Annotated in this window: 24 protein-coding genes and 1 pseudogene; 18 read left to right on the top strand and 7 right to left on the bottom strand. The window is 35.8% G+C overall.

Features of this window, described 5'->3' with window-relative positions:
- Nucleotides 1-19: 19 nt before the first annotated feature.
- The 15 genes from ACPWTF_RS23955 (at nucleotide 20) to ACPWTF_RS23885 (ending at nucleotide 10,458) form a co-directional block, all read left to right on the top strand.
- Complete coding sequence (locus ACPWTF_RS23955) at nucleotides 20-337, top strand: phosphoribosylpyrophosphate synthetase (protein WP_095929150.1); 318 nt, start codon at nucleotides 20-22, stop codon at nucleotides 335-337.
- Nucleotides 338-418: 81 nt separating this feature from the next.
- On the top strand, nucleotides 419-1,051 hold the full coding sequence (locus tag ACPWTF_RS23950) for a hydrolase (protein ID WP_320493686.1): 633 nt from the start codon (nucleotides 419-421) through the stop codon (nucleotides 1,049-1,051).
- A 41-nt stretch (nucleotides 1,052-1,092) separates the two neighbouring features.
- Entirely contained in the window at nucleotides 1,093-1,677 is a 585-nt protein-coding gene (locus ACPWTF_RS23945) for an alginate export family protein (RefSeq protein WP_427873613.1), read from the top strand.
- Nucleotides 1,670-2,278: an alginate export family protein gene (locus ACPWTF_RS23940; RefSeq protein ID WP_427873612.1), complete on the top strand. Its 609-nt coding sequence runs from the start codon at nucleotides 1,670-1,672 to the stop codon at nucleotides 2,276-2,278. Before ACPWTF_RS23945 ends, ACPWTF_RS23940 begins: the two co-directional genes overlap by 8 nt.
- Entirely contained in the window at nucleotides 2,235-2,489 is a 255-nt protein-coding gene (locus tag ACPWTF_RS23935; RefSeq protein WP_427873611.1) for a hypothetical protein, read from the top strand. Before ACPWTF_RS23940 ends, ACPWTF_RS23935 begins: the two co-directional genes overlap by 44 nt.
- A gap of 267 nt (nucleotides 2,490-2,756) precedes the next feature.
- Nucleotides 2,757-3,491 carry a M17 family peptidase N-terminal domain-containing protein gene (locus ACPWTF_RS23930; protein ID WP_202002170.1) on the top strand — a complete coding sequence of 245 codons (735 nt, stop codon included), beginning with the start codon at nucleotides 2,757-2,759 and terminating at the stop codon, nucleotides 3,489-3,491.
- A 7-nt stretch (nucleotides 3,492-3,498) separates the two neighbouring features.
- The gene (locus tag ACPWTF_RS23925) at nucleotides 3,499-5,385 is read left to right on the top strand and encodes an amidohydrolase (RefSeq protein WP_427873610.1); all 1,887 of its coding nucleotides are present in this window, start codon (nucleotides 3,499-3,501) and stop codon (nucleotides 5,383-5,385) included.
- An 11-nt stretch (nucleotides 5,386-5,396) separates the two neighbouring features.
- Nucleotides 5,397-5,831, top strand: coding sequence for a DoxX family protein (locus ACPWTF_RS23920; protein ID WP_427873609.1), 435 nt, complete (start codon nucleotides 5,397-5,399; stop codon nucleotides 5,829-5,831).
- A gap of 241 nt (nucleotides 5,832-6,072) precedes the next feature.
- A complete protein-coding gene (locus ACPWTF_RS23915; protein WP_379799661.1) occupies nucleotides 6,073-6,546 on the top strand; it encodes a Dps family protein in 474 nt (157 codons plus the stop codon).
- Between the two features lie 9 nt (nucleotides 6,547-6,555).
- On the top strand, nucleotides 6,556-6,972 hold the full coding sequence (locus ACPWTF_RS23910) for a DUF1275 family protein (protein ID WP_427873606.1): 417 nt from the start codon (nucleotides 6,556-6,558) through the stop codon (nucleotides 6,970-6,972).
- A complete protein-coding gene (locus tag ACPWTF_RS23905) occupies nucleotides 6,935-7,225 on the top strand; it encodes a DUF1275 family protein (protein WP_427873604.1) in 291 nt (96 codons plus the stop codon). Before ACPWTF_RS23910 ends, ACPWTF_RS23905 begins: the two co-directional genes overlap by 38 nt.
- Before the next feature lie 170 nt (nucleotides 7,226-7,395).
- Nucleotides 7,396-8,757 (top strand): sigma-54-dependent transcriptional regulator, encoded by a 1,362-nt coding sequence (locus ACPWTF_RS23900; protein ID WP_427873602.1) that lies wholly within the window; start codon nucleotides 7,396-7,398, stop codon nucleotides 8,755-8,757.
- A gap of 285 nt (nucleotides 8,758-9,042) precedes the next feature.
- Nucleotides 9,043-9,333 (top strand): GNAT family N-acetyltransferase, encoded by a 291-nt coding sequence (locus ACPWTF_RS23895; RefSeq protein ID WP_427873600.1) that lies wholly within the window; start codon nucleotides 9,043-9,045, stop codon nucleotides 9,331-9,333.
- Nucleotides 9,334-9,484: 151 nt separating this feature from the next.
- Entirely contained in the window at nucleotides 9,485-10,105 is a 621-nt protein-coding gene (locus ACPWTF_RS23890; protein ID WP_250835931.1) for an alpha/beta hydrolase, read from the top strand.
- A complete protein-coding gene (locus tag ACPWTF_RS23885; protein WP_427873598.1) occupies nucleotides 10,105-10,458 on the top strand; it encodes a hypothetical protein in 354 nt (117 codons plus the stop codon). The genes ACPWTF_RS23890 and ACPWTF_RS23885 overlap by 1 nt, the downstream gene beginning before the upstream one ends.
- Nucleotides 10,459-10,555: 97 nt before the next feature.
- Here the strand turns inward: ACPWTF_RS23885 and ACPWTF_RS23880 are convergent, their stop codons facing one another.
- A complete protein-coding gene (locus tag ACPWTF_RS23880; protein ID WP_427873596.1) occupies nucleotides 10,556-12,127 on the bottom strand; it encodes a sigma-54 interaction domain-containing protein in 1,572 nt (523 codons plus the stop codon).
- Nucleotides 12,128-12,443: 316 nt separating this feature from the next.
- Between ACPWTF_RS23880 and ACPWTF_RS23875 the strand changes: the two genes are divergently transcribed.
- The 3 genes from ACPWTF_RS23875 (at nucleotide 12,444) to ACPWTF_RS23865 (ending at nucleotide 16,979) form a co-directional block, all read left to right on the top strand.
- Nucleotides 12,444-13,382, top strand: coding sequence for a ring-cleaving dioxygenase (locus ACPWTF_RS23875; RefSeq protein WP_095929140.1), 939 nt, complete (start codon nucleotides 12,444-12,446; stop codon nucleotides 13,380-13,382).
- A gap of 259 nt (nucleotides 13,383-13,641) precedes the next feature.
- On the top strand, nucleotides 13,642-13,941 hold the full coding sequence (locus ACPWTF_RS23870) for a hypothetical protein (RefSeq protein WP_427873594.1): 300 nt from the start codon (nucleotides 13,642-13,644) through the stop codon (nucleotides 13,939-13,941).
- Nucleotides 13,942-14,573: 632 nt separating this feature from the next.
- Nucleotides 14,574-16,979 carry a histidine kinase dimerization/phosphoacceptor domain -containing protein gene (locus tag ACPWTF_RS23865; protein ID WP_427873592.1) on the top strand — a complete coding sequence of 802 codons (2,406 nt, stop codon included), beginning with the start codon at nucleotides 14,574-14,576 and terminating at the stop codon, nucleotides 16,977-16,979.
- 6 nt (nucleotides 16,980-16,985) lie between these two features.
- Here ACPWTF_RS23865 and ACPWTF_RS23860 read toward each other — a convergent pair whose 3' ends face one another.
- The 6 genes and pseudogenes from ACPWTF_RS23860 to ACPWTF_RS23835 form a co-directional block, all read right to left on the bottom strand.
- Nucleotides 16,986-17,768, bottom strand: coding sequence for a hypothetical protein (locus ACPWTF_RS23860; protein ID WP_427873590.1), 783 nt, complete (start codon nucleotides 17,766-17,768; stop codon nucleotides 16,986-16,988).
- A gap of 82 nt (nucleotides 17,769-17,850) precedes the next feature.
- On the bottom strand, nucleotides 17,851-19,260 hold the full coding sequence (locus ACPWTF_RS23855; RefSeq protein ID WP_427873588.1) for an efflux transporter outer membrane subunit: 1,410 nt from the start codon (nucleotides 19,258-19,260) through the stop codon (nucleotides 17,851-17,853).
- A gap of 2 nt (nucleotides 19,261-19,262) precedes the next feature.
- Nucleotides 19,263-22,419, bottom strand: a pseudogene (locus ACPWTF_RS23850) (efflux RND transporter permease subunit).
- A 27-nt stretch (nucleotides 22,420-22,446) separates the two neighbouring features.
- Complete coding sequence (locus tag ACPWTF_RS23845; protein WP_427873586.1) at nucleotides 22,447-23,592, bottom strand: efflux RND transporter periplasmic adaptor subunit; 1,146 nt, start codon at nucleotides 23,590-23,592, stop codon at nucleotides 22,447-22,449.
- 857 nt (nucleotides 23,593-24,449) lie between these two features.
- Nucleotides 24,450-25,205, bottom strand: coding sequence for a LytR/AlgR family response regulator transcription factor (locus ACPWTF_RS23840; protein ID WP_427873584.1), 756 nt, complete (start codon nucleotides 25,203-25,205; stop codon nucleotides 24,450-24,452).
- A gap of 5 nt (nucleotides 25,206-25,210) precedes the next feature.
- Nucleotides 25,211-26,161: a sensor histidine kinase gene (locus tag ACPWTF_RS23835; RefSeq protein ID WP_427873582.1), complete on the bottom strand. Its 951-nt coding sequence runs from the start codon at nucleotides 26,159-26,161 to the stop codon at nucleotides 25,211-25,213.
- Nucleotides 26,162-26,190: the final 29 nt, after the last annotated feature.

The raw sequence follows: 26,190 nt of genomic DNA, 5'->3' as shown, positions 1-26,190 counted from the left end.
AGTTTAATCTTCTCACATTATGAGTTTTTTTCAACAACCTTCTTTTGATACGGTTACAGAAGCTTTGCAATGGTTGAGTACACAAGGTTTTACAGAAAACTTTAATCTGGATTCTAACTGTATTCGCTACAATAACAATACGCAGAGTATGTCGCCAGAAGAATTCAAAATCGAATATTTATTCCGTTTTGAAGGAGATACCGATCCAGGAGATGAAGATATTGTCTACGGGATTAAATCTGAAATCTACAATATCAAAGGTGTTTTAACTAGCGCTTTTGGAATTTATGCCGATTCAATTTCTTCCGAAATGATTAAGAAATTGTCTACACACTAATCTTAAAAAAAACACGAAATATCGCTAATGATTACTCTATTTCATTAGCCTAACCAATTAAAAATCTTAAAAATAAATAGTATGAAACCATCAGTTAACTTATTATCACCAGATAATCACGCATTAGTATTAATCGATTTTGAAGGACAAATGGCCTTCGCAACGCACAATATTCCAGTAAGCGAATTACGCACGAATGTGGCAATTGTTGCTGGAGCATCGAAAATTTTTAACGTAGCAACAGTTGTAACTACAGTTGCAGAAGAAAGCTTTTCTGGACCTGTTTTTCCAGAATTAGAAGAGTTTTATCCAATTGCTACTTCTGGGTACATTGACAGAACTACCATGAATACTTGGGAAGACGAAAATGCTTATAAAGCTATCGTAGCAAAAAACAAAAAGAAAATTGTGCTTGCTGGACTTTGGACAGGCGTTTGCATTGTAGGTCCTGCATTGTCTGCAATTGAAGAAGGTTACGAAGTGTACATTATTACAGACGCTTGTGGTGATGTTACTGCCGAAGCTCACGAGCGTGCTGTACAAAGAATGATACAAGCTGGAGCAATTCCGGTAACTTCTATCCAATATTTATTAGAACTTCAAAGAGACTGGGCACGCGAAGCAACTTATGGTCCTGTTACTTCTTTAATGAAAAAATATGGCGGTTCTTACGGAATTGGTATTCACTACGCTCATAACATGTTGAAACACTAATCGGACTAATTCATTTTATTATAAATCTCTTACGCTTCATTATGTTGGAATCATCAAAATCCATATTATCAAAAATCCTTTTCCTTTGTATTGTTTCTTTTCTTTTAATAGGAAACACGGCATCGGCTCAAAGTTTTAAGCTGCTCCGTTACGATGAAAATTATGAATTCTTAAAAGATTCAAATAGAAACTTTTACGAACGATTAAAGTTCATTCCCTTAAATCAAGATAAAGACGTTTACATGTCAATTGGTGGCGAAGCCAGATATGAATATGTTGATTTCAACAATGAAGACTGGGGACGATTCAATATTGGACACAACAATTTCTTACTGCAGCGTTACGATCTTCATGCCGATGTGCATTTAGGAAAACGCGTTAGAATATTTGCCCAATTGAGAAGCGCCCTAGAAGATGGCCGTGTAAATGGCGCTCGCGGTATAGACGAAGATCAGCTGAATGTACAGAATCTTTTTGTAGATGTGAATGTATGGCAGCAAAAAGACAAAAAAATAACCGTCCGCGCTGGAAGACAAGAGTTGGACTATGGTTCTGGAAGGTTGATTTCTGTTAGAGAAGGTTCAGAATACGAGGCTTTATTTTACAGGAGGAAAACTAATGTATAGTTCGTCAAGAGTATCAGTTGATGCCTTTGCCATGATGGCCGACACGGTTCACAAAGGTGTTTTTGATAATAAAATGTCTAAACAGCTTAACCTTTGGGGAGCCTATTCTAAAATAATTTTTCCAAAAGCAGGAAATCTTGATCTGTATTATCTCGGATTCAGAAGAGATGAATCTGTTTTTGAAGAAGGAATTGCTCCCGAAAGAAGGCATACAATCGGTTCGAGATTATGGAAATACGGTGGCGGTTTTATTTACAACCTCGAAGCAGCATACCAGTTCGGAACTTTTGGTTCTGGAAATATCAACGCCTGGACTGGATCTGTAGATATTGGGTATATGTTTGAAAACGTAAAATTTAAACCCACCATAAATCTTAGAAACGATTATATCTCAGGAGATAAAAATCAAGGCAACGGAAATCTTCAGACATTTAATCCGCTGTATCCAAAAGGAGGATATTTTGGTTTTAGTCCGCAAGTTCGGACCAGTAAACCTTATCGATATTCATCCGTATGCAACGATGGATTTATTGCCACAGCTAAAGATGCAGGTCGATGTGGTTTTAAACTGGAGATTTTCAACACAAGACGGAGTTTATAGGCCAAGCGGAATTTTAAATCTTCGCGGAAACGATTCTGACGAAAGATATATCGGAACTGCCTATCTCGCCAATTTTACCTATAGCGTAAACAATTATATTTCGGTTGTCAGCGGTATCCAGTATTTCAAAACCGGCGCTTTTATCGATGACATGATTCCGAACTCAAAAGACGGGGTTTTCTTTAATGCCCGACTTGGATTCAAATTTTAATCAAATACATAAATTAATTTTTAACACATAGAAACATAGTTTTTGAGGCGTGAAAAGGCCTTTCACTTGCAATACTACACATAGAAGGTGTACTAGCACTATTTGCATTACAAACTTTGTCAAAGTTTAAAACTTTGACAAAGTTCTCACAAATCGTTAAAGGAGCTATGTACTAGAAACTAGTTTCTTTCTCTACTCTTTTTCAAAGTAAAAAAAATCTATGTCTCTATGTGTTTAAAAAATTTTAACAACACTAAACCCTTAACAATGAAAACAAACACTTCAAAATACAGTTTTAGATTTTCCCATCTAATGCTGCTAATTATAGCATTTGCAGGCTCTCTTAGCAACAATGCTTTTGCACAAACAGCTTCAATTGGTTCTACGGTAACTTGGGGGAAAGTAGACGGAATTGCAGTAAACGGATTGGTTCAAGGGCCATCTGCAGCAGAAGCTGACTTGCAAGTTGCCTGCGTTTTTGAATATACAGAAGGTGATATTTTTAACCCTCCTGCCCTTCCTGCCAACTTAAACGGAATGGTGCATTTAGACGACGCGTTAAAAGGCATTATTACCGAATTACGCAAAAGTGGCAGATTTACAGGCCATTCTCTTGAAACTTTATTGATTACACCTCCAAAAGGAACTTTAGCATCCAAACAATTACTATTAATCGGATTGGGAGACCGCAATAAATTTACTCCAGATTTAATGATTAGTGTGGGAAGCACTGCCATGCGCGAAGCTTTACGTTTAGGGGTTTCAAACTATTCTTTTGCAAGTGATATTAAAGATGCAGGGATCGATTCTCCAACTGCTCTAGTAGCCGAAAATGTGGTTTTAGGTTCTTTTGAAGCTTATAGAACTCAATCTTATTTAAAAGAAAAAAAGCTAACAGATTATAAGCCTCTAACCAAAGTTATCTTGCTTGCTGGCCCTGCTTTTTACACCGTTGCCGGAGAAGGAATAAAAGAAGCAATTACCAAATTGAACGCTAAATAATTAGACTATGAAAGCAGATTTAATTTTATTCAACGGGAAAATTCATAGTTTCAATGCTGAAACTCCAAACGTTACAGCTGTTGCCATTAAAGACGGAAAATTTATTGCAGTAGGAAATGACAGCGATATAATGGATTTTGCATCTGAAGAAACCAAAATAATTGATCTTCAGAATAAAAGAGTCGTTCCTGGAATTAACGATTCGCATATTCACCTTATTCGAGGCGGATTAAATTATAATCTTGAACTACGTTGGGATGGCGTTCCTTCTTTGGCAGATGCGCTTCGAATGCTGAAAGAACAAGTAGATCGCACTCCAAATCCGCAATGGGTTCGTGTCGTTGGCGGTTGGTCAGAATTTCAGTTTGCAGAACGCAGAATGCCTACCTTAGAAGAAATCAATGCAATTGCACCAGATACTCCTGTTTTTATTCTGCATTTGTACGACAGAGCCATTATGAACCGAGCAGCGCTGAGAGCCGTTGGTTACAACAAAAATACGCCTGCGCCTCCGGGAGGACATATTGAACGTGACTCCAACGGAGAACCGACGGGACTTATTATTGCGACTCCAAATGCAATGATTTTGTATTCGACTTTGGCAAAAGGCCCAACACTTTCTTACGAACATCAGATTAATTCGACGCGTCATTTTATGAAAGAATTGAACCGTTTCGGAATCACAAGTGTTATTGATGCTGGAGGCGGGTTTCAGAACTTTCCAGATGATTATAAAGTGGTTAACGAATTGAACGAAAAGAAACAATTGACCGTAAGAATTGCCTACAATCTTTTCACTCAAAAACCAAAACACGAATTTGAGGATTTCTCCGATTGGATTGATACCGTAAAATTATATCAAGGAAATGATATGTACCGTCATAACGGAGCTGGTGAAATGTTGGTTTTTTCTGCTGCCGATTTTGAGGATTTCCTGCAGCCAAGACCAGATCTTCCGGAAAACATGGAAGCTGAATTGGAAAAAGTAGTTCGCCTTTTAGTAGAAAATCGCTGGCCTTTTAGACTTCACGCGACTTACAACGAAAGCATTACAAGGTTTTTGAATGTTTTTGAAAAGATCAATCAAGATGTTCCTTTCAACGGACTTCCGTGGATTTTTGATCACGCAGAAACGATTGATGAAAGAAACATCGAACGTGTAAAAGCTTTAGGCGGAGGAATCGCAGTTCAAAGCAGAATGGCGTATCAAGGAGAATATTTCACCGATCGTTACGGAGCAAAAGCTGCCGAAAACACGCCGCCAATCAAAAAGATGATTGAAATGGAAGTTCCTGTTGGTGCAGGTTCAGACGCTACACGTGTGAGCAGTTACAATCCGTGGGTTTCAATGTATTGGATGACCGTCGGAAAAACTATTGGAGGATTGCAATTATACAATGAAACGAGATTGAACAGACAAACTGCTTTAGAATTATACACCAGAGGAAGCGCTTGGTTTTCGCAGGAACAAACTAAGAAAGGAGATATTAAAGTGGGAATGTTTGCCGATTTAGTGGTTTTAGATCGTGATTATTTTACCATTGACAACGAAGACATCAAAAAAATCGAAGCCGATTTAACTATTGTCGATGGAAAAATTGTGTATGCCAATGGAGATTTTTCTTCGTTCTCGCCGCCTCACATTCCGATTTTGCCAGATTGGTCGCCAACCAATATTTACAACGGATATCCTGCGAGAAGCAGTTTCCAGAGTGCGATTGAAAAAAACGCAAAAGCAGATGCAAAACCAAAATTGACTTCGCAGATTCACAGCTGCACCGGAAGTTGCGATGTTCATTTGCACAATCACGATGCTGCGAGAATGAGCAATGTTCCAGTAAACAATTATAATGCATTCTGGGGCGCTTTGGGCTGTTCTTGTTTTGCTTTCTAAATTTTAAAAATATGATCGAAATTATAAAACAAATATTGCATTCCGATTTAGGAAATTCATTCAACAACGCAGCGCTTTTAGCATTTAGAGTGCTGCTGGCGATTGAGCTTTTCAGAGTACACGGAATGAAGAAATTCAGAGTCGAAAACGGTCAGAAAGAACAAGTTCCAAATCCGTTGCATTTGCCCGAAAAATTAAACGGTTTAGTTGCAACATTTTCAGATACTGTAATTCCGTTTTTCATTATTCTCGGACTTGGAACACGTCTTGCCGTTCTCCCAACAATTGGTGTAACTGCCATTGGGTATTTTGTGGTTCACAGAAATGATTCGCTAGAAGTGCGTGACGTTCCGTACATGTACACTTTATCCCTACTATTGCTTCTTGCTCTAGGCGCAGGAACGTATTCACTTGATGATTATTTATTATCGTTATTAAACAATTAATTTTTAACACATAGAAACATAGCTTTTTTGAAGCGAGTAAAAGGCGTTTCACTTGCATGAATACTCATAGCTTTTTCAACTTTGTCAAAGTTTTAAACTTTGACAAAGTTCTCGCAAAGAACTATGTTTTAGAAACTAGTTTCTTTCTTTATTCTTTTCCAAAAACAAGAAAAATCTATGTTTCTATGTGTTAATTTAATTACCCTTAACACAAATATTATTTATTAAACCTAATTTAAAAATGAAAACAAACATCGGAATTAAACAAGAAAACATCTCAAAAATTGTTGATGTATTAACTAAAATTCTTGCAGACGAATTCGTACTTTATACCAAAACAAAAAGAGCGCATTGGAACGTTGAAGGCCCAGATTTTTACAACAAACACCTTTTCTTTGAACAGCAATACGACGCAATTGACGAAATTGTAGACACCGTTGCAGAAAGAATTAGAGCTTTAGGCCACTATACTCCAGCGACTTTAAAAGATTTTCTAGCGCTGACGCATTTAACAGAAGAATTAAAAGAGAAAAACGATAGTAATGGTTTTATCAAAGAATTGCTTTTAGATCACGAAAGCATTATTATTTATCTTAGAGAGAATATTAATCCTATTGCTAACGAATGGCAAGATGCAGGAACTAGCGATTTTATCACCGGTCTTGTAGAAAATCATGAAAAAATGGCATGGATGCTTCGTGCACATTTAAACTAAAAACAAATTATGGAAATTCAACAAAAAAATATTTGGTACGTAACCCTGCTTCTCACCATAATAGCAGGGTATTGCGATACCGTAACTTTTGTCGCAGCCGATTCGATATTTTCGGCGCACGTAACAGGTAACTTTATCGTTTTTGCCTATCAGATTGTAAAAGGTTCAGACCTTCATGCCTGGGTAAAACTGCTTACTTTTCCTGTTTTCATTATTGCGGTAATTACAGGAGGAAGAATTGCGCTAAAAGCAACCAATCGCTACACCATTTTATTTTGGGAAGGCATAATATTGGTTTTAAGCGGTATTGCATCATACGTTTTTGGCTATTTGCAAAACTTCGAACAATCGGACCATGTATACGGTTGCTATGACAACAGTTTTTGCAATGGGGCTTCAGAATGCTTTTGGAAAACTTTATGCTAAAGAAACCTACGGACCAACCACTATGATGACAGGAAATGTGACCCAAGCTTCTCTTGATTTAGGAAGTTTATTAAAAAATGGGTTTAAAGATGCAGAAGTTCTTTTAAGTTTTAAAAAACAGTTTATAACCTTAATCGGATTTCTTGTTGGATGTTTTCTAGGAGCAGTTGCAGGAAAGTTTTTCGGATTAGGAACTCTAATTCTACCCGGAGCAGCCATGATTATTTGCTATTTATACCACCGAAAAAGCTAGTTAAACCCACATTTTCGGATTGCAGATTTCTGATAATATAGTATCTTTAAAAAATGATTTTAGTTCCCTTTTCTCAAAAGGGAATTCTAAAATCAATCCAAAAAGAAATTTCTAAAAAACTCCAAATTCTTGGCTATTCCTGAAAATTCTGAAATTATACAAACAATGTAATGAAGGAGAAACTACTAATTGTTGAAGATGAATTTATAGTTGCAAATGATTTAAAAATCATGCTGCATAAAGCGGGTTATCAAGTTGTTGGTATTGCTGCCTCTGTAGCTCAGGCTCGAAAACTAATCGAAGAAAAAAGCCCTGACTGGATTCTGCTTGATATCATTTTAAAAGGCCAATTGACTGGAATTGATTTAGCTTGGGAACTTCGCCAAAAAAATCTGCCTTTTCTCTATATTTCAGCAAATACCAATCAAAGTACACTTGAAGCTGTAAAAGCTACACATCCGTACGGGTTTATGGTAAAGCCTTTTAGAGAAAAAGATCTTGTTGTAATGCTGGATATTGCCAGATATCGATTTAATCAAGAAAAAGAAGATTTGGGAGTAACGCATGTAAATCCAGAAACTCAAGAAATTCAAGGAATTATTGGTCAGAGTCCTCTCCTAAAAGAATCCATTGAAAAAATAAAAATTGTCGCTCCAACTGAAACTTCTGTTTTAATTTTAGGCGAAAGCGGTACAGGAAAAGAAAGAGCAGCAAACGCCATACACGAACTTTCGGCACACAACTCTCATCCGATTGTAGTAGTAAACTGCGCCGCTTTACCTCAATCTTTAATAGAATCTGAGCTTTTTGGACATGAAAAAGGCGCTTTTACAGGTGCCAATGCGTTAAGAATCGGTAAATTTGAGCAAGCCAATAACGGAACTATTTTTCTAGATGAAATTGGAGAATTACCTCTTGACTCTCAAGTTAAATTATTACGAGTTCTGCAAGAAAAAGAAATTCAGCGTCTTGGAGGCAATAAAACAATTAAAATTAATGTTCGCATTGTAGCGGCGACCAATAAAATTCTTGAAAAAGAAGTTGCAGAAGGCCGCTTTAGATTGGACTTATATTACAGACTAAATGTGTTTCCGATACAATTGCCTTCTTTAAGAGAACGAAAAGAAGATATTGAAATGCTTGCTACTTATTTTCTGAAAAAATATGCCGCAATTTCGAGAAGAAACGTAAACAGTATAAGCGCAAAAGCCTTAGAACAATTAAAAAATTACAACTGGCCAGGAAATATACGCGAATTAGAGCATTTGATTGAAAGAAATGTACTTCTCGCCAAAACAAACGAAATCGAAAAATTTAATTTATCTTCCATTGCCCCTATTGTCTCTTTAGAAATCGGTACAGATAAAATAAAGTCGATGGAAGAAATGGAAAAAGAACATATTATGAATGCGCTTCAAATGTGCAATGGCAAAGTTTCGGGTATCGGCGGCGCTGCCGAACTTTTAAAACTGCAACCGCAGACTTTGTATTCAAAAATGAAAAAATTAGGTATAAAACAAGGATATAATTAAATTTTATTTAACCGCAGATTTAACCGCAAAGCTCGCTAAGGTTTACGCAAAGTACGCTAAGTTTTAATAAAGATTAATTGAAAATTAAAAGTTCGCAAAGGCTTTGTGTATATAAAGCTTTGTCTTCATAAAGTTTTATCCGCACAAACCTTTGCGAACTCAATATTTAGATCTAGCTTAAGTTCTTTAAAAAAATCTTAGCGTACTTTGCGTAAAACTTCGCGAACTTTGCGTAACCCTTGCGCCTTTGCGGTTAAATTTCACAAGCTATAAAAAACAAAATATATGGAAACAATAAAACTAGAATTAGACGAGAAAAAACATGGTGCTTTTAATCTCTATGTAGATGATAAAAAACTAGGAGAAATGACTGTAAGCATCAAACCAGATTTACTGACGGTTTACCACACAGGAGTTGAGCCAGAAGAAGAAGGAAAAGGTTATGCTAAGAAACTTTTAGAAGAAATGGTCTCTTATGTACGTGCCAATAACCTAAAAGTTTTACCGCTTTGCCCTTACGTTCACGCGCAATTTAAAAGACATCCGGACGAATACGAAGATATCTGGAAGAAATAATTCTTGATAAAGTGGAGTAAATCTGATGACCGATTTTTCTCTCGCAGATTTAGCAGATAATGCAGATTCTTTAAAATCAAAATCTGCTAAAATCTCTTTAAATCTGCGTGAAACATTAATTCGCTGTTCTAATAATTTAAAACAAAAAACTATGAATACAGATATTTTAACAGATGGTATTCCTTTAAATGAAGCTAAAAAAGCCCTGATTCTAATTCACGGACGCGGTGCTAGCGCTCATGATATTCTTTCGATTGCAAAACATCTTAAAGTAGATGACTTTGCATTGGTTGCGCCTCAAGCAGAAAATAGAACTTGGTATCCGTATTCGTTTCTAGCTCCTTTGAACGAAAACGAGCCATCCTTTTCAAATTCATTAGAAGCCATACATAAAGTTGTGGTCGCTATACAGCAAAACGGAATCGAAAAAGAGAATATTTATTTCTTAGGCTTTTCTCAAGGCGCTTGTCTTGCTTTAGAATTCACTACAAGAAATGCAGCAAAATATGGCGGAATCGTGGCTTTCACAGGCGGATTAATTGGTGATCAAGTTTATGAAAATCATTACTCAGGAAACTTCGAAAATACACCTGTTTTTATCGGAACAAGCGATCCCGATTTTCACGTTCCTGTAGAAAGAGTCAATGAGACTGAAGCGCTTATGGAAAAAATGGGCGCAGATGTTACTAAAAAAATCTACCCAAATATGGGACATACGATCAGCCAAGACGAAATAAATTGTGCCAACGCATTAATTTTTAATAAAAAATAATGATTACGATAACTCGTGTTTACAGCGATGCCAATGGAGAAAGTCATTTTGAAGATTTTGAAGTTCCGTTGAAAAACAATGGCGATATCGGATTTTTATCTGATGATAAACCTGTGAAATCGATCGTTTTTAGAGAAGTTAGTCCTTCTTACGATTACGATTTTCATAATGCTCCAGATCGCCAATACATTGTTTTGCTGGAAGGAGGCGTAGAAATTGAAACTTCATTAGGAGAAAAAAGAACATTCAATACAGGCTCTATTTTATTGGTAGAAGATACCACAGGAAAAGGTCACAAAACCAAAAATATGGAACCTAAACTGAGAAAATCTATTTTTATAAAGTTGGTTTAAATAGTTTCAGGTTTCAGGTTTCAGGTTCAAAGTTTCAAGTTCTGTCGAACTTTGTCAAAGTTTAAAACTTTGACAAAGTTTTACGCTGTCAAAAAAATCAATCCAAAAAATGCTCTTTTTTAATTCCTAGCTTCTTCATTCTAGAAGTTAATGTTGTAGACGGTAAACCGAGTAAAACAGCTGCGCCTTGCGGTCCTGAAATTCGTCCGTTGCATTTTTTTATGACTTTTAGAATGTGCTCCTTCTCTACTTCTTGAAGGGTTTTGGTATAAAATTCATTGACTAAAGTATCTGGGCTAGCCATTACAATTTCAGGAAAAATCATTTCTTTGATCTTTTCATCTTTGGCAAACAAGATGCTTCTTTCTACCATATTCTCCAGCTCACGTACATTTCCGGGCCATGCGTTAGTCATCATACTGTTGAGTACTTTTTTAGAAAACCGTTTTACATTTCTTCCCATTTTTGTGGCATGCTTTTCCAAGAAAAAATGTCCCAAAACCGGAATATCTTCTTTACGGTCGCGTAAAGCAGGAAGCTTTATCGGATAAACATTCAATCGAAAATATAAATCACTTCTAAAACGCTCGCCATAAACTTCTTTTTCAAGTATTTTATTGGTTGCGGCAATCACTCTAGCATTCACTTTTATGCTTTTGTTTCCTCCAACGCGTTCAATTTCTTTTTCTTGTAAAACACGAAGCAGTTTCCCTTGCAATTCTAATGGCAGCTCTCCTATTTCGTCTAAAAAAATCGTACTGTTTTCGGCTTGCTCAAACTTACCAATTCTTTGTTCGGTTGCTCCTGTAAAAGCGCCTTTCTCATGACCGAATAATTCGCTTTCGATTAAATTTTCAGGAATTGAAGCGCAATTTACCTTAATCATTTTTTGGTTGGAAACTTCAGATAAATTATGAATTGCACTTGCTACCAATTCTTTTCCGGTTCCAGTTTCTCCCAAAATTAAAACCGTAGAATTTGAAGAGGCTCCTTGAGCAATCAATTCACAAACGTCTTTCATAGCATCGCTAGTTCCTATAATTCCGTGAAAACCTTCCTTTTTCTGAATGTTTTTTTCTTTCTTTCCTAAAATATTTTGCTTCAATATTTGCAACTCAGCAAGCGTATCTTCATTTTGCTGCGTCAGCATAATGTTTCTCACTGTAATAGAAAGCTGCATCACAATTCCTTTCAAAACGCGATTCGATTCTCTGCTGAAAGTTTTAGCATTTTTAAAAAAAAGAAAAAGAACATTTCGATTTCCTTTTATATAAGGAAGTCCAATCCCAAATGCATTTTTAGATCCTTTTTTATAAATGTTCTGAATATAATCTGGATACTTTGAATTTGATAAATCGGAAGAAACTACATCAGCAGAATTAATACAATCATCAAAAAAGCCATCATTTATAGCATAACTTTTTGAATCTACATATTGATCTGTTGAATGAAAAATGAAATAATCTCCTTTGCTTTCATCAGAAGAAGCCAAAATAAAATCATCAAATTGGAAGTTATCTTTTAATATTCCGTTCACAACAGATTCTAGTTCCTTTTTGTTTAAAGCCCGAGAAAGTGCTGTACAAATAGACATAATAATCATTTGTTCCTTTTCTCTTTCCTGCAATCGGTTTATTGCGATCGCAGCTTTATCTATAGGCTTTTCCATAAACGGTATTTATTGTGGTATTTTGGCAGTGATAGCGTAAAAATAAGGAATAGCATTTAGTAAACAAGTATAGATTTTCTAAATATGCCATTTTTAAATCATAAAATTACGATATATCGTAGGTTCTAAAATCTTGTACTTCTCCCAAAGCCTTGTTTTGAAAGCCTTTATTAAATCGGAATGTTATTTGATTTGCTTTTGATGTTTTCAAAAAACAGTGCGTTTTTATTTCTTAATCTAGGTTAATCGATGCAGAAGCATAACCGCCGTAAATTTGTAAAAGAAAAATCAATAACAATTTAATATAAAAAATACCATGGAAAATAAAATTTTAGGCTTACACCATATTACTGCAATTGCAGGTGACGCTAAACGCAATTTTGACTTTTATTCAAAAATTTTAGGATTAAGATTCATTAAAAAAACAGTGAACTTTGACGATCCAGGAACGTACCACTTTTACTTTGGTGACGAAGTAGGAAGCGCAGGAACTATCTTAACCTTTTTCCCTTGGGGAGCCGGAATTCAGCAAGGAAGAAAAGGTTCTGGAATGGCAACTGAAATTGGATATTCTGTTCCTAAAGGAAGTCTTGATTTCTGGCAAAAACGTTTCGAAAAATACAACGTAATTTACAATAAACCAGCTGAAAAGTTTGGTGAAAAATATTTGACTTTCTTAGATCCAGACGGATTAAAATTGGAATTAATCGAATCTAAAACAGACGATAACAGAAAAGCTTGGGAAACTGACGAAGTAAAAGCAGATGTGGCTACAAAAGGTTTTCATAACATAACTTTGACTTTAAACAACGTTAAACCAACTGCGGCTATCTTAACTGATATTTTTGGTTATAAATTGATTGACCAAGATGTAAACCGTTACCGTTATGCTACAGATGCTGTAGAAAATGCTGCAATTGTTGACTTGGTAGAACTACCGGAAGAAAAACGCGGTTTAAATGCAAACGGAACTGTTCACCACGTGGCTTTCCGAGTACCAAACGATGAAATTTTAATGAAATTCAGAGAAAAAATCGAAGACTACGGATTGCAGATTACTCCGCAAATTGACAGACAATATTTCCACTCTCTATATTTCAGAGAACCAGGCGGAGTTTTGTTTGAAATTGCAACAGATAATCCTGGATTTACAGTCGACGAAAGCTTAGAAGAATTAGGTCAAAACTTAAAACTTCCAGCTCAATACGAATCTCAAAGAGCTGCTATTGAAGAGCATTTGGTTAAAATTAATTAATTTAAATGCTAAACTGGGTTTAATCCCGAATAACACAACTACTTTTTTGAAAAAGCTGTCCAAATTGGGATGGCTTTTTTTGTTTTGGAAATTAAAATGGTTTGATTTTTTATAGGAAAATATTTTATATTTGAGTGATTGTAAAAACTGACTTTTGTTAGGACTATCTACTCTATTTTGCTGTAATGGGTCTCATATTGTCGGTAGTATATAATAGTTGTGAGTTATTTTACCTATACAGAAACGAAAAAAACATAAAATGAAAAAAAACTTATTATTTCTTTTAATATTAGCACTTATATCTTGTAACTCAAAAAAGGTTGAACAAATGATAAATCAAGAAAACAACAAGCCTATTACAACAATAGAAAACGCAAAAAAATATATTAAAGAGAACTTTAAAAACAATGAAGAAACTCTTCTAATTTCTGATGAGTTAAATGACCCAACTGGAATGAATATGGCAATTATTGTCAACGATATTTTAGGATTAGGTTACGTTGTAAATGGATTTGAACAAAAAGAAGGTTATCGAATTTATAAATATAAAAGACTTTAATTCTAATAATGTTTGGGAATAATAATAATAATAATAATAATAATAATAATAATAATAATAATAATAATAATAATAATAATAATAATAATAATAATAATAATAATAATAATAATAATATAAAGAATTTTCAAATGCAAACAGAATTTGCAAAAAAAAGAATGATTCCATTTTGAAAAACCTTCAAAATAGAAAATAAAAAACGAACGTACAATGGATTTAAGCAATTGGCTTAATTCAAAGTTGGTTTGTTGTGTTTGGGATGATTTGACAAATCAGAAGAATATCTTAATTTAATCCCAAACCCGCTGTAGCCAGAACGTTGGCGGATGGCCTAAAAAAGAAAATAAACGAATACTCTATTGATGAATAAACCCCGATAGCGCGGATTTCCAATCCGTGCCCTTAAAAGATAATCGTTTTTGATAATTTGCATTATGTCTCACTGTTGCGGGCACGGATTGCAAATCCGCGCTATCGGCTTCTACAATTTTGAAAAAGCTGTCTAAATTCTAGACAGCTTTTTTATGATTACTTTGTAACATAATTCTTCTTCGGAGCAATAAATTATCTATAAAAATGTTTTCTAAACACTTTTAAATCCCTTAGTTTTACTCCTCCAAACAATCCTAAACATGAAAAAAGTAATTTTCTTACTTTTACTAACTTTCTTTACCACAACCACTTTTAGCCAAAATGAATCCAATAAACTTAAGCTTCAGAAAGATAGATTGATGCTGCACAATGTCGCTATTTATCTTCGTAACGTTAATCAAGGTTCGATAGATATTGACAGCGCGATGATTTTGGCTAGCAAAGCGCACAAACTTCCGTACACGCTTGCCAATGATGAAGGTTTTAATGATGGATCTAACTTTCCGGGAAATAATTTAATTACCAATAATTACGCTCGTGGAGCAGAATTGCTATTGCCAAGATTAAATACAGTCGATCAAATTAGACTGTCCTTGCAAATTGGGAGCTTTTATCTTTTTAAAGCTGGCGCGAAAAAAGATGATCTAAAAAATGCGCTTTTGTATATTAATAAAGCCCAAAAACTGGCAGAAAAATCTAAAATTCAAAAGTGGCATTTTCAATCTAAATATCTTCTTGCCAAATATTATTACCAAGCAGACAAACCACAACTGAGCAGCACCATTTTTTCGCAACTGGTTAATGCCGCAAGAAAAACACAAAACGAACAAATATTAGCAGAAGCTATTGACAACCAAGGCACGTTTATGCCAGATAGCAACAAAGAAAAAGCAGTTATTCTAGCTGAGGCTTTGGCTATTTATAAAAAATTAGACAACAAAGAAAAAGAGCTTGAAACCTATATGAAAATAATTCCGGTTCATTTTTGGACTGGTAAAATGAAATTGGCCAGACAAGAACTCCTTACAAGTCTTAATCTTCAGAAAAAAATTGGTTTTCTATACACACAATATACCGAAACGACTATTTCGTATATTGATTTATTCAACAATAATTTTAAAGATGCGCTATATTACGCTTTAAGGAGCGTTAGCTCGATGGAGAAAACAAAAGATTATGCTTTTGCAGATAGCTTTTACATACGCCTCGGCAATATTTACAACAGCACGGGCTATTATGACGATGCTATTAAATTTTATCAGAAAGGAATTGAATACAATCAAAGAGAAATTAATGCGGGGACTTGGTACAAAAGTTTTTTTGGTTCTGTAAGGGCATTAATGGATAATTCTAAATACGCAGAAGCATTAAAATATCTGGAAAGCAACTCTAAAAAATACCCTCCAAAAAATGATTTGGATAATATGATCCTAAATCAGCTTAAGGCGCGCTGTTATGAAGAATTAGGAAAGTTGAAAGAAGCAGAAGCTTGTTATGAAAAACTTGATTTTTTTGCAAAAAAACTAAATTCAGCAGAAACGCGCAAAGATGTCGCGACCTGTACTTCGATTATGGCGCTGTTTTATGTCAAAATTCACAAACCTCAAAAAGCAGAAGAAATAACCAATCGCATTCTTGCTACAACTCGTAATACAGAGGGTTTTAGCCATTATGTTTTGGAACTTACTTTATTCAAAATTGACTCCGTGAACGGAAAGTATTTTTCTGCGATCGAACACATGAGAAACTATACTCGAATTCAAGATTCGATGGATAACATGCGTAAAAACCTAGATTATGAAAATTTGAAATTCAAGTTTGAAACAAGTGCCAAAATACAAAATATAAAATCTTTAAAACAGCAGACCGATCTTCAGAAACGTGAATTGCATTCGTCCAAACTTTTAAATATAATCTCTATAAGCAGTTTATTTTTATTGCTGATTATCATTATTTTATTGTACAACAGAGCCAAAATAAAACAGCGCAGCACGAGCCGTCTTCAGTTAAAAGAAAAAGAAATTAAGCTAAAAAATGTAAAATTGGAGCGTTTGGTCGAAGAAAAAGAATGGCTTTTGAAAGAAATTCATCATCGGGTAAAAAACAATCTTCAAACCATCATTAGCCTGCTTAATTCTCAATCTTCTTATTTAAAAGATGATTTGGCGATTTCTACCATAAAAAACAGCCAAAACAGAATTTATGCGATGTCATTGATCCATCAAAAACTGTATAAGGAAGACAATGTTTCTATGATTGATATGCCCGATTATTGCAACGAATTGGTTGAGTATCTAAAAGAGTCTTTTAATGCCGAATACATTCATTTTGAAGTGAAAATTGATGCGATCGAATTGGATATTTCGCAAGCCATTGCATTGGGTTTAATTATCAACGAAGTAATTACCAATTCGATAAAATATGCTTTTAAGGATACTGAAAATTGCATTATCAGACTTTCATTATCTGAGATTTCAGAAAACTGCTATAAGTTATTTATTTCTGATAATGGAATCGGCATACAGGATATTGTAGAGTTGCAAAACAGCAATTCGTTCGGAATGACACTTATAAACGGCTTAAGCAATACGCTTGAAGGAGATTTAGCGATTAAAAATGAAAATGGACTTAGCTTTGAGTTAGTATTTAAAAAGGAATTTAGATAAAAAAAATTAATCTTCGGCGCCCATTAATTCTATTTTAGCCATAATTAATGCAAGATTATTTTCTAAAGAAATCTTGCCATCGCGCCATTCTTTTTTATTAGATCCTCTTGAAATTCTAAAAATGAAATCGCCTGTAAAAATGTAGCCAGAAGTTTCTCTTAAACCTGTTTTGGTCATTCTTTTCTGCGCTTCTCTTAAATCGATTTTTATTTCATTTTCATTTTTAAAGACGATTGTATCCAAACCATCAAGACCTTTTCTAAATTCATGTCCGCGATATTGAATCAGTTTGATTAAAGCATTCATAAACAGCAAAGCCCGATTTACGTTTTCTCTAGAAACATTTAAATCTAAAATCTCTAATTTATCTGGTTGAATATCTTGATTTAAAATTTTGTGTTCCCAATATTGCTTGGTTGCCGTAATAATCTCAAACGGATTTTCTAGCTTATCGCTAATGGTCAACGGAGCATAAACATCGTTTTTGATGCTTTGAGCCAAATCAAGCAAAGGTGTAGATTTTGAAGGAACTCGAAGTTGCATTTCGTACGTCTTTTTTAAAATGGCAATTTCATTATTTCCTTTAAAATCCGATGAAAGTTGAGGAACATTTTTTCTCTTATATGCGGGTCCAATCCAGTGTCTGCTTTTAGGAAGCGGAATATTCATTTTTTCGCAAGCATTTTTAATTCCCATACTGGAAACTTCATAATGTTTTGCAATCTGCGGAATTGGAAATTTCCAAACCAAGCTATAAAGTTCTGATGGGGTAAAAGTAATTTTGTCCATAAATCAGATAAAATCAATTCAAAAGAAAATTCACCATCTCTATAATTTCTTATAGTAATGGTGAATTAAGAAAAATTAAGTACTACTCTACTCCGCCTCCTAAAGCACGGTACAGGTTAATTGCTGCATTCAGTTTTTCGAGTTTTATGGTTACCAGATCCAATTCGTTTTGAAGCGAACTGTCCTGCGCTGCGATCACTTCAAGATAATTGGCCATTCCGCTCTTATAAAGCAAAGAAGCATCCGAAGTTGCTTTATCTAGAGATTCTGCTTTATCTTTTGCTAAAACAATTCGTTCGTCTGCATATTTTAATCTAGACATGGCATCATTTACTTCGCCAACTGCTGTTATAAAAGACTGTTTGAATTGTACAACCGCTTTTTCTTGTTCTAAAACCGCAACTTCATAAGCTGTTCGCAAGGCTTTTTTTCTAAAAATAGGCTGCGCTAAATTGGCCGCAATAGTTTTGGTAACAGAACCTGGAAAATTAAACCAGTTTTCAAATTCAAAAGAGTTCAAACCAATCGACGGACTCAGACTTAAAGTCGGATACATCGTTGCTTTTGCTAATCCCGTTTTAGCATTGGCAGATATTACCGCATATTCGCTCGCTTTTACATCTGGCCTTCTGCTTAAAAGTGAAGCTGGAATTCCTGTTGGAAAAAGTACCGAAACTTCGGCAGCATCAATATTTCCAGCTCTTTCAATCTTATCTGGATATTCTCCGCATAAAATCTGCAAAGCATTTTCCTGAACCGCAATATTCGCTTTCGCTAAAGGCACTAGCAATTCAGCCGTTTTTTTCTGAGCCTCAGTTTGGTTTACTGCCAAAGAACTAATAGAACCCGATTTGTATTGCAATTGCATCATGCTCAAAGTATTCGTACTCAGTTCGATGTTTTTTTCTGCAATTTTCAGCTGTTCATCTAAACCTAAAAGATTGTAATAAGACTGCGCTACCTGAACAATAATTCGAGTCTTTAATGCTGAAAGGTTTTCTTTTTGAGCAAAATAAGCCGCTTTAGCATCTCTTTTCTGCATGGCTGCCTTTCCCCAAATATCGACTTCCCAAGAAAGACGAAGATTAGCACTATAGTCATCCATATAATCTTTACCAATAAACTGTTGACTCAAAGATCCATTCAAAGAATTTTTTGATGGATAAGAACGGCTCGCTCCAGCATCGAAATCTAGTGTGGGTAATAACGATAATTTGGCTTGTTTATAACTGAGGTCGAGCTGTTCCATGCTTTTCATAGCAATGATAACTTCATTGTTTTTGACTAAAGCTTTTTCAATCAAAGCAATCAGCAAAGGGTCTTTGTAATAGTTTTTCCACGGAAGCAAAACTGTATCTCCAGTAACCGCGACTTCTTCGCGGTACTTTTCTGGAGCATTTAAATCTGTACGAGAATATTTTTTGCCTACCACACACGATGTCATGATCGCTCCGGTAAGTAAAACCATTCCGATTTTATATAATGTTTTCATTCTTATTCTTTTATCGTTTGAACTTGAGTTGCGATCTTTTTTCTAGATACTTTTTCCTGTAAATATTGAAATACAATGAAAAGCAACGGAATCACAAAAACCCCCAGTACAACACCGCTAAACATTCCGACAGCAGCACTCACACTGATTGATCGGTTTCCAACTGCAGTTCCTCCAGAAGCAAACATTAGCGGAATCATACCTACAATAAAAGCTAGCGAAGTCATGATAATTGGTCGTAACCTTGATCTGGAACCTTCAATTGCAGCTTCAACTATCGTCAATCCAGCAAGACGTCTCTGCAAAGCAAATTCTACAATCAAAATGGCATTTTTAGCTAGAAGTCCGACAAGCATGATTAATCCGACCTGAACATAAATATTGTTATCTAGACCAACCGCTTTGATTCCGGCGAAAGCTCCTAAAATTCCTGTAGGTATAGAAAGTAATACGGCAAGTGGCAATAAATAACTTTCGTATTGAGCAGCAAGCAGGAAGAATACAAACAATAGACACAACCCAAAAATGGCAACTGTCTGGCTTCCTCCTGCTTTTTCCTCCAAACTTAAACCTGTCCATTCGTACGTATAATCAGATGGAAGTTTATCTAAAACTTGTTCCAGATTTCCCATAATTTGTCCGTTACTATAACCTGGCAATGCCATAGCTGTAATGTTCACCGAATTATAAAGGTTGTAACGATTTACCGATTCTGGTTCGGTAAACTTTGTGGAACTTCACAATCGATTTTACTGGAACCATCTGCATATCGGCATTTCTAACGAAAATTTCATTAAACGCATCTTCATCCATTCTAAAAATACCATCCGCTTTTACATTCACACGGTAAAACTTACCAAATCTCGAAAAGTCAGCCGATTGATCTCCTGCAAAATACGTCTGGATATTTCCTAAAAGTTCCTTGATATTTACGCCCATTTGACGCGCTTTATCTTCATCAACTTCCAATTCCAATTGCGGATAATCGGCTCTAAAAGTCGTATACGCATACTGCACTCCTGGCTGCTGCATAATCTGTCCGATTACTTTATCAGACATAGCTTTTAAAGTTTCTGGACTTCTCGCCATTCTATCTTGCAACACAATCTCAGCACCACTCGTTACCCCAAAACCTTCAACTGGAGGCATTCTGAAAACCATAATCTGACCTTCTTTAATTTTAGCCAGTTTACCGTTTACGATATTCATGATTTCTTCAATATCCTTAACTGCTCCCCTGTCTTTTTTCGGCTTCAGTTTGATAAAACCTAAACCATAAGCGGGGCTGGCACTATTACTCAAAATATTAAATCCTGTAATACTCGTATTCACATCAATCGCTTCTATAGGAGCTAATTCTTTTTCTAATTTCTGAATGACAGCTGTTGTACGATCCAAAGCCGTTCCTGGTGGCATTGATAAACTGTATACCATGAAACCATCATCTTCTAGAGGCACAAAACTTTTTGGGGTTGATGTCATCATGTACACGGCAAGTGCTGTAATTCCAGCCACTAAACCAGCCGCAATCCATTTTCTTCCAATTAAAAAACGTACACCTTTAATATATCTACCCGTTAAATTGTTGAAACTTGTATTGAATCCGACGAAAAAGCGGTCTTTAAAAGTAGTTTTGTGCTCGTGATCACCATGTTTAGATCCGTGATTCTTAAGCAAAAGCGCACATAATGCTGGCGTAAGCGTCAATGCGTTTACAGCAGAAATGATAATTGCAATCGCCAATGTGTAAGCAAACTGTTTATAGAAAATCCCCGAAGATCCAGTCATGAAACCAATCGGAATAAATACCGCCGACATGACCAAAGTAATCGAAATTACCGCTCCCGTGATTTCTGCCATGGCGCTGTGTGTCGCTTCCTTGGCCGAAATTCCTTCGTCTTCTTCCATTTTACTGTGCACCGCTTCGACAACTACAATCGCATCATCGACCACAATTCCAATTGCCAATACCAACGCAAAAAGCGTTAAGATGTTAATCGTAAATCCGAAAACCAAAAGGAAGAAAAACGTTCCCACAATCGCAACCGGAACTGCAATAGCTGGAATAATCGTCGAGCGAATGTCTTGAAGGAAAATGAATACTACAATAAATACCAGAATAAAAGCTTCAAAAAGAGTCGATTTTACCTGACCTGTGGCTTCATCCAATCTTTCTTTGGTACTCATTACGTTAACGTATTTGATACCTGGAGGAAAAGATTTAGACAATCGTTCTACTTCTTTATTAATTCCGATTTCGATATCATTAGCATTTGAACCCGAAGTTTGTAAAATGGCCATTGTAACGGCATTTTTACTATTCGATTTATTGTCACCGCTGTACGAAATAGAACCAAATTCTACTCTTGCAACATCTTTAAGTCTCAAAACATTGCTGCCAACGTTTTTAACCACAATATTTTCATATTGCTCTGGCTTGTTCTTTTTTCCTTTGTAGCGAATTACATATTCTAATGCCGCCGAAGATTCTTCTCCCAATTTACCTGGAGCCGATTCTAAACTCTGTTCTGCAATGGCCTGTGTTACATCTGAAGGCACCAAACCTGCATTAGCCATTTTACGCGGATCCAGCCAGATTCTCATCGAATAATCTTTTTGCCCAAAAATCTGAACCTGTCCTACTCCCGGAACACGTTTCATTTGAGGCACTAAGTTGATATTGGCATAGTTCTGCAGAAACAACTCATCATATTTGCTATTATCATCTGTATATAAGTTGAAGATAACAATCATACTATTTTGCTGTTTTGAAGTCGTTAATCCCATACGGATAACTTCCTGAGGCAATTTTGGAGTGGCTTGTTGTACTCTGTTCTGTACGTTTACCGCAGCCTGATCTGGATCTACACCTTGTTTGAAAATGACACTGATCGAAAAAGACCCATCATTACTCGCAGTAGATTTAATGTACTGCATATTTTCAACTCCGTTAATCTGCTCTTCTAAAGGCGTTACTACCGAACGGATAACGGTTTCACTGTTTCCTCCCGGATACGAACCGCTTACCATAACTGTTGGTGGCGAAATATCTGGGAATCGCGTTACCGATAATCGGGTAAGACCTATAATCCCCAGTATAACTAGTACAATAGAGATAACTGTGGCCAATACTGGCCTGTCTATTATTTTCTTTAACATGGAAATGTTATTTTATTGAATGAAAAATTATTTACTGCTTGCGCTTTTAGCAGCGATTTTTGGAACGACTTCCATACCATCAAAAAGGACATCGATGTTATTGAGTGCCACTTTATCTCCAGGTTTTAATCCAGATTTTACAAAATAATCTGCTCCAGCGCTTCCTGCAATCTCGATTGGAACCATGCCTACTTTGTTTCCTTCTTTTAGAACAAAAACAAAAAATTTATCCTGAATATCTTTTACACTTGCCATTGGAACTGTAATTACAGATGACAAACTTTTGTTCAAGACAATTCTTGCCGAACCGCCCGCACGCAATTCTTTTTTCGGATTTGGAAAGATGGCTTTTAAGGGAATTGTTCCCGTTGCACGATCGATGTTTCCGCTGGCCACTTCTAGTTTTCCTTTTTGATCATATTCGCTGTCATCGGCCATAATTAAACTTACGGTCTGATTGTTTTTTGCGTCTTTCGAAAAAGCCAGATAATCTGCTTCTGTTAAAGAGAAATAAACAAATACACTGTTAATCTCTGAAAGTGTCGTTAACGGAACGGCATCGCTTGGCGTAACCAAATTTCCGATACGGTTTGGAATACGGCTAATATAGCCGCTTACAGGAGCTTTAATCAAAGAGAAATCGGCATTTAACTGAGATGATCCTAAAGCGGCTTTAGCCTGTGCTACTTGTGCAGTTGCGGCCTCGTAATTGGCTTGCGCTGTTTTTAACTGCATGTCTGAGAAAACTTTTCCTTCAACCAAAGGTTTGATTTTCTCTACTTCTAGTTTTGCATTTGCCTGATTGGCCAAAGCGCTTTTGTAAGCTGCGCGACTATTGTTTACTTGTTCGGCGTAAACATCGCCTTTTATTTTAAAAAGGGATTGTCCTTTGGTTACATAGTCTCCTTCTTTTACATAAATGGCTTCCAAATAGCCTGATACTTGTGCTTTTATGTCAACGTTTACTGTACCTTCGACTGTTCCTGGATATTTCTTTTCTACTTCTCCTGTTGCCGAATTAGTCTGAAGAAAGTCTACTTCTGGCTTTGGAGGAGCCATTTGTGCCTCTCCGCTTTTTCCGCATGAAGAAAGGGAAATGGTTATTAATAAAATGGCAATCCTGCCAATTGCTTTATTATTTTTAAAAAACTGTTTTGTCATTTTACTTTTCATTTTTAAATGAATTACCTCAAATTTGGGCGCAAAATAACAGATCAAAACCCGTTTTTTAGGGAAGAACTTTACCCAAACGGCATTTTTTGATACTGAAACGGATATGCCGCGAAGGCACTAAGACGCAAAGTTTTTTATCTGCTAATTTTTACCACAAAGGCGCAAAGGCTCGAAGTTTTTTTAAAGAATAAAGGAAAAAGGAATCTCGCAAAGACGCCGAGGCGCTAAGTTTTTTTGCTAATTTTTGCCTCGAAGGCGCTAAGGCTCGAAGTTTTTTTTAAGAATAAAGGAAAAGGAATCTCGCAAAGACGCTGAGGCGCTAAGTTTTTTTTCTGCTAATTTTTGCCACAAAGGCGCTAAGGCTCGAAGTTTTTTTTAAGAATAAAGGAAAAGGAATCTCGCAAAGTTTTTTTGCCACGAATTCACGAATTGTCTCTAATTAAAATTGTTTTGTTAAATACTGTGGATACAATTTCTCGAATTTTTATCAGCAAGAATGATAAAACACAAAGTTTGTCATTTTGATTAAGGAGACCCAAGCGATAGTGAACGGATGAAATAAATCTCCGCGAGAAACTCTACAAAGATTGGCTATAGATTGCGGAGCTACTTGTGGAGATTTGCTTCGCCTGTTCGCTATCGCTCGAGTCTCCTTCGTCGAAATGACAAAAATGAGAGCAAAACATCATAAACACAGGAAAAAATTAGCGGAAATTCGTGGAATTTGTAGCAAAAAAAATTCGCATCTTCGTATCAAAAAAATTCGTGAATTCGTGGCAAAAAAAACTTTGCGTCCTAGCGCCTTCGCGGCAAAAATTCGTGGCAATACAAAAAACCTCAGAGCCTTAGCACCTTTTCTAGCGATCCATCCACTGTTTAAAAAAAGGTGTTTTTTCTCTGCTGATGATTACCTCCCGTTCGGGATCTAATTTTAATTGGATTTTGAGTTTTGCGTTGAAGTAGTTCGCAATAGATTTGATGCTTTCTGCACGAATGAAAAACTGACGGTTGGCGCGGAAAAAAATATTTGGATCTAATTCCTGCTCCAGTTCTTCCATAGTTTGCGGAATCGAAATAATTACGCCTGATTTTAGGAATAAATTACTGGTTTTGAATTCCGAATATATAAAGTCTATATCGGAAACGTCTACGCTTTTATAGCCGTCACGATAGGTTACTAAAAAGCGCATTCTGAAAACTGGTTTTTCAATCAGTTCCTTTAGAATTCCGGCGATATTGGTCACGCTGGTTTCGTTTTTATTTAAAGATTTAAATTTGGTTAAGGCAAACTCCAATTCGTTCTTTTCGATAGGTTTCATCAAATAATCGATGCTGTTTACCTTAAAAGCACGAATCGCATATTCGTCATATGCAGTAGTAAAAATTACAGGGCAAGTTATAGTAATTTCGTCAAAAATGGCAAAACTTAATCCGTCGGCTAAACGAATATCCATTGTAATCAAATCTGGACAAGGGTTTGATTTTAACCATTCGACTGTATCCACAACTGTATCAATGATTCCTAAAATCTCACAGTTGGGTTCTAGTTCTTCGAGCAGCCTTTTTAGTCGACTGGCATTAATACTTTCATCTTCTACAATTAAAATTTTCATAACTTTTAAATTAATGGCAGACGTACCTCATAATAGCTGCTTGATTCATTAAAAATCGGCATTCTTTCAGATAAAATTTTATAACGAAATTCGATGTTTTTATTTCCTATTCCTGTTGAAGCCAAGCTTTTTCCAGCGGTTCTCTGCAAGTTATTTCGAACGATAATATCACCAGAATCAGAAAAAACAGTAATAGTAAGCGGATTGGCCAAAGTGGCCATATTGTGTTTTACAGCATTTTCTACCAACAACTGCAAGGTTAATGGCGGTAAATGAAGTGCTAAAGAAGGAGAATCAACTTCAATTTTCAAATCGATTTTATCGCCCAATCTTTTCTTTAGTAAATAAAAATAAGCATTTAGGAATTCTATTTCCTCTTTTACAGTAATGGTATCTTTATTGGAATTGGAAATCATATAACGATATACTCTCGTTATATTTTCTAAGAACGAAGCCGCTTCTTTCTGATCTTCATAAATCAGCTCGGTCAAAGTGCTGAAGTTATTGAACACAAAATGCGGATCTAACTGCATCTTAAGAGATTCCAATTTTGAACGTGTTACCGATTCTTGAAGTTCTGACGCTTTAATTTTTAATTCGGCCGTTTCAATAGCGTTTAAGCGCCATCTGTTTAGCAAAAATATTCCGGTATGAATGGCACTAATGAAAAGCGAGATAATCGCTGCCATAATTTTAGACTGCCAAATGGTAACCAAATCATTTTCTTCCAGCGCTGTACAAGGGTATAAATAATCCCAAAGGCAAGAAAAAAAGTAGTTTAAAAGTATATTTCCAGCAATAAGACAAATAAACTGTGCTATTGCTCTAAATGCTGGATTTTGCTCCCAACTTATGTAGTAGTTTAATTTTCGGCCAACAAACAAAGTTAGTTCTGTAAGGATGGCGCAGTAAAGCAAAATGATGAAGATATCGAAGGTCTGATCTAAATCGAGCAAACCTTCCTCTTCAAAATTCCTATATGGAT

Origin of the sequence: Flavobacterium sp. MMS24-S5, assembly GCF_050320125.1 — a bacterium.
Lineage (GTDB): Bacteria > Bacteroidota > Bacteroidia > Flavobacteriales > Flavobacteriaceae > Flavobacterium > Flavobacterium tyrosinilyticum.
This window is presented reverse-complemented; position numbering and strand designations above follow the sequence as displayed.